The sequence below is a fragment of the Bradyrhizobium sp. DOA9 genome, from assembly GCF_000617845.2.
In the GTDB taxonomy this organism is placed as follows: domain Bacteria; phylum Pseudomonadota; class Alphaproteobacteria; order Rhizobiales; family Xanthobacteraceae; genus Bradyrhizobium.
Genome location: NZ_DF820426.1, coordinates 615427 through 628621, shown reverse-complemented (window position 1 = coordinate 628621; position 13195 = coordinate 615427). Strand labels below are relative to the sequence as shown.

At 63.3% G+C, this 13195-nt stretch carries 11 protein-coding genes and 1 pseudogene; 7 read left to right on the top strand and 5 right to left on the bottom strand.

Annotated elements, in window-relative coordinates; genetic code table 11:
- Nucleotides 1-150: 150 nt before the first annotated feature.
- Together BDOA9_RS36045 and BDOA9_RS38590 are read left to right on the top strand one after the other, a co-directional pair.
- Entirely contained in the window at nucleotides 151-1116 is a 966-nt protein-coding gene (locus tag BDOA9_RS36045) for a Bug family tripartite tricarboxylate transporter substrate binding protein (protein ID WP_192859688.1), read from the top strand.
- Nucleotides 1117-1464: 348 nt separating this feature from the next.
- Nucleotides 1465-1815, top strand: a complete 351-nt coding sequence (locus BDOA9_RS38590; protein ID WP_152033755.1) for a hypothetical protein — start codon at nucleotides 1465-1467, stop codon at nucleotides 1813-1815.
- A gap of 43 nt (nucleotides 1816-1858) precedes the next feature.
- Here the strand turns inward: BDOA9_RS38590 and BDOA9_RS36040 are convergent, their stop codons facing one another.
- The 4 genes and pseudogenes from BDOA9_RS36040 to BDOA9_RS36030 form a co-directional block, all read right to left on the bottom strand.
- A complete protein-coding gene (locus tag BDOA9_RS36040) occupies nucleotides 1859-3511 on the bottom strand; it encodes an FAD-dependent monooxygenase (RefSeq protein WP_025038771.1) in 1653 nt (550 codons plus the stop codon).
- A gap of 27 nt (nucleotides 3512-3538) precedes the next feature.
- Entirely contained in the window at nucleotides 3539-4885 is a 1347-nt protein-coding gene (gene hmgA, locus BDOA9_RS39825; protein ID WP_025038770.1) for a homogentisate 1,2-dioxygenase, read from the bottom strand.
- A gap of 144 nt (nucleotides 4886-5029) precedes the next feature.
- A pseudogene (gene fahA / locus BDOA9_RS39820) lies at nucleotides 5030-6304 on the bottom strand (fumarylacetoacetase); the annotation flags it as partial.
- A gap of 86 nt (nucleotides 6305-6390) precedes the next feature.
- Nucleotides 6391-7068 (bottom strand): GntR family transcriptional regulator, encoded by a 678-nt coding sequence (locus BDOA9_RS36030; protein ID WP_025038769.1) that lies wholly within the window; start codon nucleotides 7066-7068, stop codon nucleotides 6391-6393.
- On the opposite strand from BDOA9_RS36030, the gene BDOA9_RS36025 reads away from it, so the two are divergent.
- The 5 genes from BDOA9_RS36025 to BDOA9_RS37445 all read left to right on the top strand — a co-directional run bounded on the left by BDOA9_RS36025 (nucleotide 7044) and on the right by BDOA9_RS37445 (nucleotide 11972).
- A complete protein-coding gene (locus BDOA9_RS36025) occupies nucleotides 7044-7949 on the top strand; it encodes a helix-turn-helix transcriptional regulator (RefSeq protein WP_082848040.1) in 906 nt (301 codons plus the stop codon). The two genes, BDOA9_RS36030 and BDOA9_RS36025, sit on opposite strands and share 25 nt — an antisense overlap.
- 113 nt (nucleotides 7950-8062) lie before the next feature.
- Nucleotides 8063-8815, top strand: coding sequence for an SDR family NAD(P)-dependent oxidoreductase (locus BDOA9_RS36020; protein WP_025038767.1), 753 nt, complete (start codon nucleotides 8063-8065; stop codon nucleotides 8813-8815).
- Nucleotides 8816-8852: 37 nt separating this feature from the next.
- Nucleotides 8853-9827 (top strand): tripartite tricarboxylate transporter substrate-binding protein, encoded by a 975-nt coding sequence (locus tag BDOA9_RS36015; protein ID WP_025038766.1) that lies wholly within the window; start codon nucleotides 8853-8855, stop codon nucleotides 9825-9827.
- 112 nt (nucleotides 9828-9939) lie between these two features.
- Nucleotides 9940-10284, top strand: coding sequence for a MoaF-related domain-containing protein (locus tag BDOA9_RS36010; protein ID WP_192859687.1), 345 nt, complete (start codon nucleotides 9940-9942; stop codon nucleotides 10282-10284).
- Between the two features lie 350 nt (nucleotides 10285-10634).
- Nucleotides 10635-11972 carry a RidA family protein gene (locus tag BDOA9_RS37445; RefSeq protein ID WP_025038764.1) on the top strand — a complete coding sequence of 446 codons (1338 nt, stop codon included), beginning with the start codon at nucleotides 10635-10637 and terminating at the stop codon, nucleotides 11970-11972.
- A 21-nt stretch (nucleotides 11973-11993) separates the two neighbouring features.
- Here BDOA9_RS37445 and BDOA9_RS36000 read toward each other — a convergent pair whose 3' ends face one another.
- On the bottom strand, nucleotides 11994-12986 hold the full coding sequence (locus BDOA9_RS36000) for a LysR family transcriptional regulator (RefSeq protein WP_025038763.1): 993 nt from the start codon (nucleotides 12984-12986) through the stop codon (nucleotides 11994-11996).
- Nucleotides 12987-13195: the final 209 nt, after the last annotated feature.

The window sequence follows — 13195 nt, the reverse complement described above, 5'->3', positions numbered from 1 at the left end:
TCGACAACTATCTTGCACCCTGGTGCCCGATCAGTTGCACAAGACTGCCCGCAATCACAGGGCGGACCAGGCCGGAGGAGCCATGGAGCGGCATATCTCGACTCGGCTAGCGCCCTGTGGGGGCGCGGTATGATCACGCGACGCTCTTTCTTGGCCACTCAAGCCGGCATGCTGGCAACGACAGCGATCACCCCGCTAACGGCCGCTGCCCAGTCGCTTGCCCAACTCTCGCGAGTCGTCGTCGGGTTTCCGGCCGGCGGAGCCGCCGACACGATGGCACGCCTGCTGACCGACAGGATGAGAGAGCAGTCCCCGAAGGTTATCGTCGACAACAAGCCTGGCGCTGGCGGACGCATTGCGCTGGATGCAATCAAATCCAGCCCTGCCGACGGTTCCGTTCTCATCCTCACGCCGGCGTCGATGGTTGTGCTCTATCCGCATGTCTACAAGAAGCTCAGCTATGATCCGCCGCGCGACTTCACGCCGATCAGCACGGTGTGCACCGCTCCCCTTGTGATTGTAGCCGGTCCAAAAGTCGGACCTGACGTCAAATCGATTGCCGATTTCGTCGTTTGGTGCAAAGCCAACCCGAATCAAGCCTCCTTCGGCACCCCCGGTGCGGGTTCGATGCTGCATTTCATCGGAGACATGCTCTGGCGTGGTGCGGGTGTGCAGCCGACTCACGTTCCCTACAGAGGCGGCTCGCCCATGATGCAGGACGTGATTGCCGGGCAAATTCCGGTTGCGTTGACCGTCCTATCATCTGCGTTGCCTCTGGCCGCATCCGGAACACTGCGCGTGCTGGCTATCACGGGAGCACAGCGCTCGCGCTTCCTGCCCGACGTGCCCACATTGAACGAACTCGGCTTCAAGGATGTGATCGCTGAGGAATGGTACGGCATTCTCGGCCCCGCCGGCTTGCCTTCCTCGCTCGTCGCTAATCTTAACGACGCGGTCCGCATCGCATTGAGAAGCGAGAAGGTGCTCGAAGGTTTCAACACCTTTGGCTTTACGGCGACGGGCGAAAGCCCAGAGGAATTTCGGGCGCTGATCAAAGCCGACACAGAGCGCTGGGCGCAGATCGTCAAGACGTCCAGCTACATCCCCGAAGATTGAACGCAGGGAATCGAAGTGGAGATAGCGCCGAGAACGCCGCGAACCTGTTCTAGAAAATAGAGACCTTATATCTCGATCTTGCGCAGCGGCCGAGACCGGCTAACCTTGGACCCGGTCTTTCCCCAGGACTTGGCGTCTCTGCCCACACACGCGTAAATGCAGGAACGACCTGCCCGTGGCGGATACGGCAAATACCCTGGCGGCAATCCGCCATGCGGTCGCGACGATTTGGGGCCGGCGAGGCCTACCCCATCGGCTCGGTCCGCTCGTTTCGCCGTGAGGTCACGGGGCGCGGCATTCAACGTTCAAGGCGGGGACCGTCGCATACGCCGGCAGGGCCCGTCGCCGTTGATGGTCGAGAAGCGGATGACGTTCTGCGGCTTCTCGATGGCGCATCGGATGGTCGAGCCGTCGATGCAATCTTCTTCAATTGCGAAGGGATGTGCGTTCGGCGCCGCGGTCGCGGCCTGGCGCAACGTCGCCGATGATGAGAGGCGTCCTTTGACAACAATATTGGCTCGATGTGGGTTCGATCGCACCCAATGGTGGAATGCCTGCACTAGAATGCCATTCGGCGGCCGAACCCATTCTCAATTGAGCCAGGCACGCAATCCGAGGCAGGAAGCGAGCAATGCCCTACGTCGACCTGAAGCTCGGCACCTCATCGCAGGCACGCCGATGGGCGTCGCCTTCATCTGATCCTAATCGTGCCGGGACGGTCTGGTTGAGGCGCATCCGTGGTTCATAGTGCGAAGGTGCGCCAGAGGACATCCACGTCCGCCGCGAACGCGGCCTGATCGCTGGCGATCGCGACGTACCTGTCAGGACGAACCAGAACGAGCTGGCCCCGATGGGCGGACATGGTCTGCCTGATGTCGTGGTCAACGATCCGCCCGACCTCGATGGTCTCGGCCGCGTCAGCCGCACCGTCCTCGAGCCGGATGACAATGGCCTTCCAACGCTGCCGTTGAGCCATCGGATGGCGCATCGGCTCCTGCAGTCGCTTCGCGTCGAGGCCGATGCCAACCAGAATGAATGCGTTTGCCGAAATCTCATCGATGGATTTTAACGTACCGTCGCCGAGGACGAGGCCAATGCGCGGAAATACGCGGCCCACAAGGCCGGCATGCCGCTTGCCATGACGAATTAGGAAGCCGCGTTCTAGCCATGGCTTCGGCATGTATCTCATGCCGGATAAGAACCGCCTCGTGGAGGGAACGAGGTTCAGGGCCGAGAAGACGAGGTCCCGCAGCAGGGCCAGCGGCTTGCTGCGAATGTTCGCGAGCCGGCCGATCGTGACCGAATACCGGATGATCGCCTCCACTTGCGGACGCCGTTCCGTCTCGTAGGTCTCGAGAAGCTCCTCGCCGGCCCTTCCTGCCAGAACGTCCGCGATCTTCCAGCAGATGTTGTTGGCGTCGCGCGCTCCCGTGTTCATTGCCTGCGCGCCGAAGGGTGGCATCACATGGGCGGCATCACCAAGCAGGAATATCCGCCCTCGCTGCAGGCGCCGGGCGACCCGCTCGGAAAAACCATAGACGACGGCGCGGATGATCTTTGCGTCTATCCCCTGATATGGCGAATGATGATCGAGCAAACGGCGAATGCTCTCCGGGGACGCGACGGCCTGCTGGTCGTCGTCAGGCGAAAGCATAAACTCCAGGCGACGGCCGCCATAAGGCGTCGGGATGCTGTTGAGCGGGCGGATCGGATTGCAGAAGAAGCGCGAAAACGGCGATTGATCTGGGAATTCGGCGAGGTCGATCACCAGATGCGGCTGGTCGATGCGCTTCCCTTCGAAGGCAATGCCGAGGTGAGAGCGAACGAAGCTTCTCGCGCCGTCACAGGCCAGGAGATAGCGGCCCGTGATCTTCTGCCGCCCTTCAGCCGTCTGCAGGTCGAGATGTACCCCGTCGGGCGCCTCGGTCAGACCGGTCAGGGTCGACCCATATCGAACGTCCACGCAGTCGAACCTTTGGAGCTGCGTCAGAAGGATCTTCTCGAAGACGGGCTGCACGATGCCGGTTCGCGTGCCGAAGCCGTTCGGCGTCTGGAACGGCACCACCTTGACGATCGGCCGCCCGCACGACGAATAGAAATAGATGCCGAACGGCGCGGCGATATCGTCGTGCATTCGCTGGAGAATACCGAGATTGTCCAGCAGGCGCATGTATTCGTCGTCGACCACCAGCGCGCGCGGCAAGTCCGAGGTCAGCACATTACGCTCGACCAGGATGGTCCGGATGCCGAGCGCCCCTAGGACGTTGGCGGCGGTCAAGCCGATTGGGCCGGCGCCGACGATCACGACGTCGGCGCCGCTCCAGCCCTTCCCTTGCGGTCCGCCAACCGGCTTGAGCGCTTCGCGGAACTGCTCGAAGGTCTTATGGCTGGCCATCTGGCCTGTGGACCATCGTAAGCGGGTTCACGGGCGTTCGAACTTGCGCGCGAGGCCGTCCCAGCAATCGGGATAGGCGCCGTCGAGCAAGTCGAGCTGCGAGGCGTAAGCGGTCGCGCTCAGGGGATAGCGGGTCTCGAACATGAACGCCATCGTGCCCGAGAGCCGCTCTGGCACAAGATCCTTGTGCGATGCCTTGTCAAACGCCTCGGCGTCCGGACCATGCGCGATCAGGGCATTGTGAAGGCTCATGCCGCCGGGCACGAAGCCGCCAGGCTTGGCGTCATAGACGCCGTAGATCAGCCCCATGAATTCGCTCATGACGTTCATGTGGTACCACGGCGGGCGGAATGAGCTTTCCATCACCACCCATCGCTCCGGGAAGATCACGAAGTCGACGTTGGCCGTTCCCACCGTCTCGGAGGCCGAGGTCAGCACTGTGTAGATCGACGGATCCGGATGGTCGAACAGCACTGAACCGACCGGCGAGAAGCGGCGCAGGTCATACTTCACCGGCGCGAAATTGCCGTGCCAGGCGACGACATCGAGCGGCGATTGCGGCAGGTCTGTCACATAGAGCCGGCCAAGCGATTTGACGTAGAGCTGACAAGGCGTCTCCTTGTCCTCATAGGCTGCGACAGGCGTGAGGAAATCGCGGGGGTTGGCCAGACAATTGGCGCCGATCGGTCCACGTTCGGGCAGCGTAAGATAGTTGCCGTAGTTCTCGCAGACATAGCCGCGCGCGGGCCCGTGCGGCAGATCGACCTTGAACTTCATGCCCTTCGGCATGATCACGATCTCGCCGGGACCGGCGTCGACCAGCCCGCATTCGGTGAAGACGCGGATCGCATTGTCCTGGGGAACGAGCAGCAACTCGCCGTCGACATTGTAGAAGTAGCGGTCGTCCATCGAGCGGTTCGCGACATAGACATGGGCGGCCATGCCGAGCTGCGTATGCGCATCACCGCTGGTCGCAATCGTTCGCAGGCCGGACAGAAAGTCGCAAGGATCGGCCGGAATCGCGATTGGCGGCCAACGCAGCTGCGCGATTGGGAGGCGCGATTCCTCGCGGCAGGGCGCCGTCCGGATCAATCCGGCATCGACCTCGCGAAAGCCCCGGCCGTGCAGCACCGAGGGTCGCACGCGATAGAACCAGATCCGCTTGTTGCTGTGGCGCGGCGCGGTGAATGCGGTGCCAGAGAGTTGCTCGGCATAAAGGCCGAGCGGCGCCTTTTGCGGCGAATTGCGCATCACCGGGAGGGCGCCGGGAACTGCCTCGGTCGCAAAGGAATTCTCGAAGCCGGTCATATAGGCCGGCGAGCCGTCGCGCGGCGAAAGCACGGCTTCGCTGAAAGCATTGGTATGGATGGTCATGGCCGACGGGCCTTCCGTGAGAACATGTGGAGCTGGTCGTGATCCTGTCATTCCAAGCGGTCCGGTCAGTCCCATGCGCGGGTGACAGCGCGCCTGCCAACTCAATTGACAAGCGCGGGAAGAATCTGTGCGGCGGCAGCTGCCGAAGCCGATCGGCGCAAAGCCATCGCGGACGCATCGGGCCGTGACGGTCACCTCGTCGCCGTCGTCGAGGAACGTGCGCTGCTCGCCCCACGGCAAGGGCAACGCGCGCGCACCGGCGCGCGAGATCTCAAGCAGGCTGCCAAGGGCGGTTTCGTCGTCTCCGGAGACGGTGCCGCTGCCATAGAGATCGCCGGCTTCGATGCTGCAGCCGTTGCTAGTGTGATGCGCCACCATCTGGCCGACCGACCAGTACAATTCGCGCGTCGACGCCCGGCCAAGGCGCACCGCCTCATGCCCCTGTTGGCGCATCCGTGCGGTCGCCAGCCGCGTTTCCAGCATGATGTCGACCGCGCCGCTGGCTTGATCGTCCTCGTCGGCAAGATAGGGCAGCGGCGCCGGATCGCCCGGCGGCCGCGATCGCACGGGCACGCGAAACGGACGCAGCGCATCCGCCGTCACCACCCAGGGCGAGACGGTGGTGGCAAAGCTCTTGCCGAGGAATGGGCCGAGCGGCTGATATTCCCAGGCCTGAATGTCGCGCGCCGACCAGTCGTTGAGCAGGCAGAAGCCGAAGATGTGATCCCAGGCGCGCGCCAGCGGCACCGGCACACCCTGCTCGGAATGTCCGCCGAGGAAGACCCCAAGCTCCGTCTCGAAGTCGAGCCGCCGGCTCGGCCCAAATGACGGCATCTCCTGACCGGCCGCACGGGTCTGCCCGCAAGGCCTGCGCACCGTCCCCCCGATGCCGATGGTCGAGGTCCGACCGTTGTAGCCGATCGGCACATATTTGTAGTTCGGAAGCAGCGGATTGTCCGGCCGGAAGATGCGACCGGCATTGGTCGCGTGCTGGATCGAGGCGAAGAAATCGACGAAGCCGCCGGGCCTCGCCGGAAGGAACATCTCGATCAAGGACATCGGATGCAGATGGCGTGCGACCCGGTGCTGCTCGCCGTATCCCGCTGCCAGCAGACCGGCCAGGGCAAGGCGCAGCGTGGTCCACGCGTCCTGTGATAGCGACATCAGGCGCTGCAGCGTCGCAGCGGCAAGCAGGCCGGCGAGGGCCTGCGCCTCGCCGAGCAGCGGCGCAATGGCGGAAACGTCGAGAACATGATCGCCGATCGCGACGCCGCCGCGCGGTGTCCCGCCATCGGCCATCGGACGAAAGACGCCGTATGGCAGATTCTGGATGGGAAAATCCGTCCCCGGCTGGTTGGAGCTCGCCACCCAGCTGCGGCGTGAGGCATCGTGGCTCGCGTCGAGGGCGAGATTTGTCATTTCGGGAGTCTCCGCGCGTCAGCGGCGACCTAGCATGCGTCCGGCATCGCTTCTGTCACATGCGCGGGGGACCTTTGGTCAGCGGATCAGCGCGGCTGGACATGCAGTGGCTCGGCAAGGCCCGTGACGCGCCAGAACACGGCGAAGGTACGCTGAATATGTGCGCGCATCGCGCGTTCGGCGGCTGCGCCGTCGCGCTTCAGGAGGGCGGCGACGATCAGGGCGTGATCGGCGTTGCCGAGCTTGAGCTCCTCGCCGGTGGTCGCACGGGCGATCGGCGCATTGAAATAGAATTGACCCGAATGATAAATCGCATCGGTGAGCCGGCCGTTGCCGGAGGCCCGCATGATCGCGTCGTGGAAATCGCGGTTGGTCTTCACCCGCTTCTCCTCGTCCGAGCTGCGCAGCGTCAGCCGCCGTTCGTGGATCGCCACGATGGCGGCGATGTCCGACGGCGAGCCGCGGATCGCGGCGAGACTTGCCGCGTAGCCCTCGAGCGCCATGCGCAGCTCGGCGTTCTGCCTGATCTCGTCAGGCGTGAATTCACGCACCGCCCAGCCGCGCTTGCGCGGCACGACGAGACCCGCATGGGCCAGTCGCTGAAGGCACTCCCGCACCGGGGTGCGGCTGACCTGGAGTCGTTCGGCAAGGTCGAGCTCGATCAACGGCTGGTTCGGGCGCAGCTCCCCGGTCACGATCTGCCGGCGCAACACATTGTAGACGTCGCTCGATAGGCGGGATGGCAGCGGATCGTCGTGGGGCATGGCAGGCCAACTTTGCACGCAAATTTGCATACAAACCTTGCCTCGTCTATAGAAAAGCCAAGCGCCAAGGCGAAGACGAGGGGAACAGGAGAGCGGACATGTGGGCCCAACGCCTCATCGGACTGCCATCGCCGGCGGCGGACACGTTTGGCCTTACCGATCTGATCGAGCATCTCGGTACGCCGACTTTCCCCGCGAAGTTGTTCCGCACGACGTTCGACTGGGCAAAGGCCAGCCACCTCACCGCATTCGCTTTCGAGCCCCATCAAAGGCCTCGGGTGGTTCTCGCCGAGAACACGGGCATGGCGCCGATCGCCCGCGGGGTCGCCGATCAGTATTGCCGCGACTACTGGCGGCATGACCTCGCCAATCGCGTGCTGCCGCAGATCAATCGCGAGGGCCGCCAGAGCTGGATCCTGCACACGCAGGCGTCGGAGATCGCCCATTCCGACTACCGGCGCTCCTGCTACACCTCCGTAAGCCTCGATCACCGCGTCAGCTTGATCGAAACCAAAGGCAACCGTGCCCTGCGCATCAATATCTATCGGAGTGAAGGCGAAGGCTTCACCAACGAGGACATCCAGCGCATCGCCGAGCGTGGCCATCTCCTGCTGGCACTGACGCGCCGCCACGCCGACTACGGGCTGGCCGACCGGCGGCACTCTTTCGGCTATTATCGGGATCGCCTTGCCGGCGTAGCACCGGTACTGACGCAGCGCGAGACGGAGGTCTGCGCGGCCATTATTCTCGGCCTCACCTCCGAGGGGATTTCCCTCGAGCTGGGTGTCCGGCTTAACACGGTTCTCACCTACAAGAAGCGGGCCTATGCCCGTCTCGGTATCTCCTCGCAGAACGAATTGATGCGCCTCGTGTTGAACTGACGAGACGCATCGCCAAGCCATAGCCCGGCCGAGACGCTGCCGCTGTCCCTCGATCAGGTGACAGACTTCCCGATCCGGCCGGCTCAAGGTTCGGTCCGAACGAGGACTTTTCAATGAGCGATATCGATCAACTGGCCGGGCGTCTCGCTGTCGTGACCGGCGGCAGCAACGGCATCGGCGCCGCCGCGGTGAAACGGCTTGCGGCCGCCGGAGCCGACGTGATCATCGGCTACCACAGCAGCGAACATCGCGCGCGGGAGTTGCTGCGCAGCCTGCCCGCCGGCCGGCACGAGGTGGCGCACCTAGCGCTGGAGGATCCCGCCAGCTTCAAGGCCCTTGCCGCACATATCGACGGGCGTGGCGGCAAGCTCCACATCCTCGTCAATTCCGCCGGGTTCACCCGCGCGATCCCGCATCACGACCTCGATACTCTGACCGACGATTTGTTCGAGCAGATCCTGATAGCCAATGTGCGTGGCCCCTACTCCGCCATCCGCGCGCTGCGGCCACAATTGCGGGCGTCGGGGGACGCCGTGATCGTCAACGTGTCCTCGATTTCCGGATTCACCGCCTCGGGCAGCAACGTCGCCTATTGCGCCTCCAAGGCGGCGCTCGACAACATCAGCATGTCGCTGGGCCGCGCGCTGGGACCCGAGATTCGCGTGATCAGCGTATCGCCTGGCGCAGTCGCCACCGACTTCGTGCCCGGGCGCGATCGGGCGGCGCTGGAGGCGAGCGCGAAATCGACGCCGCTCAAGCGCGTGGTCGAGGCGGACGACGTCGCTGCCGCGATCGTTGCATGCGCTACGCACCTGCGGGTCAGCACCGGAACCGTCATCGTGGTCGACGGCGGGCGCCATCTCTAGATTGGGCCGTCAGCCTTGAATTGAAGGATCAGGTTACATGCTTCGCAAGCTTGCGGCCGCCACCAGTGCGTGGCTGCTGACCGTCATGATCGCCTCAGCGGTCACGGCGGCCGACCAACGGCCACAGAAGTCTATCACGCTGATGCACGGGTTCGGTGCCGGTGGAAATGCGGATACCATCTCGCGCCTCGTCGCTGCGGGGCTCGCGGAAAGGCTTGGCGCGACGGTGATCGTGGATGCGAAGCCCGGCGCCGGCGGAAATCTCGCGTCTGAGCTGGTGTCGAAGGCCACGCCCGACGGACATACCCTCATCCTTTTGACCGGCGGTCATGCCGTCTCGGGCGCGCTCTACAAGAGCCTCAGGTTCGACCCGGTGCAGGCCTTCAGCTTCGTCTCGCTCATCGGCTCCTTCCCCTTCGTGGTTGCGACGCGCGCCGACAGCTCCATCACCGATCTGTCTGGCCTCATCGCCGCAGCGAAGACCGCGCCCGGCAAGCTGACTTTCAGCTCGGTCGGTTTCGGATCGACCCAGCATCTGGTCGGCGAGCTTCTATCGTTGACCGCCGAGGTCAAGCTGACCCATGTGCCGTATCGCGGCGGTATGCAGCCGCTGACCGATCTGCTCGGCGGCAACATCGACCTGATCATCGACACCATCACCGTAACGCGCCAGGGTATCACTGCGGGCACGCTGCATGGCCTCGGCGTCACCAGCGCCGAGCCCTGGCCGGGCCTGCCCAAGATTCCGCCGATCGGCAGCCGCATTCCCGGCTTCGAAGTGATCTCCTGGATCGGCATCGCCGCGCCCGCTGGCACACCCGCCCCAGTTATCACGCGGCTAAACGAAACGTTGCGCGCAATGGTCAACGACGTCGCCTTCCAGCAGAAGCTTGATGATCTCGGGGTGCGCGCCAAGGCGACATCGCCGACTGAAATGCGCGATTTCGTGGCAGGCGAGATCACGCGATGGAATAGCGTGATCGACCGCGCCGGCCTGGCGAGGATCGAGTGACGCTACCAGGCCACGTCGGCTTGGAGCTATTTCAATGTACAGGAGAACTTGTATGAAGCACTTTTGGATTGTTGCATCGATCGTCGTTCCGCTCGCACTCGGACATTCCGCGATGGCGGAAACCGCCGACCCCAACGCCGTTCCGGTAGCTCAGGACAGCGAATTCATTGCAGCTGGAAAATCCTACAACGTGGATTTCGGCGACCAGAAGTTCCGCCTCGACTTCAAATCGGCGCACGAGATGGTGTTCACCTCTCCTGACGGCAAGAACACCGCCAATGTCGACATCACGACGACCCCGATCGGCGATGGAATCTACATGATCTATTGGTCCCGCCGCGCAGGACAGCACGTCATTCACGTCGACGATTTTAAACGCGGAATTGCGTACACGAACATCATCTTGCCGGATGGGTCCGCATCACGGCGGCGTGGAACGCTCGCGGAAGTCAAATAGCGTGACGCGCCCTCAGCTGGAGCGGCTACCCCGAAACCGTCTCCAGCTTGGGGCCATTCGCGCGCGGAACCGAAAATGCCGCGCAAGACGTTGTCCGGCGCCAGCTGGCCTCGACCGAGGCACGAAGCCATCTCTGCCTCGCGTGTAATCCGGACCGCAGGTCCGATCAGCTGATGCGATTCGTGGACGTCGGATCCAGTGCGGCCGTCGCAGCCTGACGCCATCTAAAACTCAGATAGAATCTATCTGGAGGTTAGGCTTGATATACTGAACGCGGTGCGTTTCGCTAGCGCATGCGCCGCGCCAGCCCGGTCAGGGACGGCTGGCCTTAACAGATCGCGGGAGTGGCAGTGAAGACAGGCATTGGATCTCTGGCGCTTCTCGCGGCACTCGGCTCCTTGTTGTGGCCGCTTCCGGGCGCCCGCGCGGACGACGCCGGATTTTCGAGGCGCAGCTTCCACGTTGTCCCCGCACACCAGGGGCATTTCGCCGATATCGTCACCATTGCCGGCCGTAGCCGGACTATTTTCGTGTGGGGCGTCGGCGCAGAAGACGAGGACAGCACGACGCAATATGCGCCTCAGGTGCGCTTTCGCGGCGAATTCGCCAAGCAATGCGACTATGCTTTCGACAAGATCGGCAGGATGCTGGCGACGCGCGGCGCGGGACTGGCCGACATCGCCATGCTCAGGGTCTATCTGACGGACGCGCGCAATGTCGGCGACCTCCACAAATGCATTGACAACCGGTTCGGAGACCCTCCTCGCCCAACACTGACGATCGCAAATATTTCGCAGCTCGCTCACGCTGGCATGATGGTAGAAATCGAGGCGACGGCGGCGATCGCCAATCCCGATAGCGAAACGTTCGCCATCGTCCGCAACAAGGAGACGCTCGGTAAATGGAACGTCGGCGCCACCGAGGTGCTTGAAGTCTCCGGCCGTGACAACACGACCTACGTGTCCGGGTTGCACGCGATTCAAGAGGGGGCCGGTCAGGGTCTTCCGATCGCCATGTTCCCGCAGGATTTCGTCAGCCAATGCGGCTACGTGCAGAAGAAAATGAAAGCCGAAATGCAGGCTCTCGGCGGGAGTAACGATAACGTCGTCCGGTCGACGACTTTCGTGACCGGTGACGTCCGGCAACTGGACTCGGCCAAATGCCGCGCTCAGCTTCCCAAGGAGGACGTCGTCCGCGTTCCCGGTACACTTCTAAATGTACCGCAGCTCAGCGCGCTCGGTGAGACCTTCACTTACGACATCCTTGCAATGATGCCCGATCCTGGTGACGGGCGGAACTTCGCGAGAAAGAGCCGTGCCGACGAGACCAACCCGGGTGTCGCAGCCACGGTCACGGTGTCTGGTCCGCGCCGGACGCTTTACTTGTCGGGGGTCGGCGCCGCGTCGGACGATGGGACCGTCCAATTCGCAGGAGATTTTCTGGCGCAGTGCCGTGCATCCTTGCGGAAGGCTGAAACGCTGCTGTCGACGCAGAGCGCCGCGCTTGCGGACATCGCGAAGCTGCTCGTCTTCGTCACCGACAGCCGATACCTCCCCGATTACAGGCGATGCATGGCCGAAACATTCGGGACACAAATGCAGCCTGCCCAGACCTTCGTCAATGTCGCACGACTGCCGACGCCGGGCATGCTGGTCCAGGTCGACGTCACGGCCGTCACGCCGCAATAGACGAGGGGTCGTCCGAGACAGCTATCTCGACCGTGCGTTGGCCCGGCGATTGTTTTCGCCGCCCTTCCCAGACCGCTTTCCCTCCGGCTCGAGTATCTCTGCCGGCCACCGGCCGTTCCTGACGTCCTCTAGCACAATGTCCTTGAGCATCTGCCTCACCTCTGCGAACGCCCGCGTGTGCGGATGCTCCGCCAGCCAGATCAAGCTGAGATCGCGCATCAGGGTCGGCTCGATGATGCGCCGGGCATGAACCTCGCCGCGCAAGAGATCGCATCCCACGGTCGATCTTGCCAGAATGCCACAGCCTAGGCCGGCTTCGAGTGCCGTGCGCATGATGTTCAGCGAGTCGATCTCAAGCGTCGGGCTGGGCTTGATTTGGCTTCGCAGAAACTGCGTTTGAAGGATCGCACGCGAGGTGGGCGGGGTGAGTCCGAGCACCGCGCCCTGAGGTATGTCGGCAAAGCGCACGGGCGAGCTCGACTTCCCAATGACCTCGGGGCGGCCGACCAGAAATAGCTCTTCCCTGAGAATGGGCGCACGCTCCAGTCGCGCATCGTTCGAGGGATTGAAGGCAAGGGCGAGGTCCAGCACGCCCGAGAGCACCCGTTCCGTCAGATGCGGGCTGAGGCCTTCGCTGATCGTCAGATGCACGTTTGGGCAGTTCGCACCGACGATTTTCATGAGCGGCAGCGCGCTGACGGCAGCTGCGGTATGGGTGAGGCCCACCGCGACTGGACCGCTCGCAACCTCCGTGAACGTCTTGACGTCGAATTCCGCTTTGGTCATCGCGGAGAGGATGGCGCCGGCGTGCTCATAGAGCCTTCGGCCCGCAGGTGTCAGCACGATGCCACGAGGCCGACGATTGAGCAAGCTCACACCGAGCTCGGTCTCGATCTCCGACACGTGATGGCTGAGCGCCGACTGCGCGATGTTGAGTGCCTCGGCAGCACGAGCAAACGCGCCCGCGTCGGCGATCGCAACGAAATAGCGCAACTGCCTGAGACTGAGCGTCATACGGATCCTGAGCTTCTCGATCCTTCTCGAGCCGCATGCCGCGGCTCTCGGATCAACATCTAAAATACAGATAGTCTCTATATGGAAGTTATATTTGTTTGAGGTCGGCAAGTCCATCACTCTGCCTTCAAACGATCGCCCATATCAACGAAGCAGACGGTCCTCGAACCGACTGCATCGCCGTGAACGCACGGCTCGGCGCGATCGGG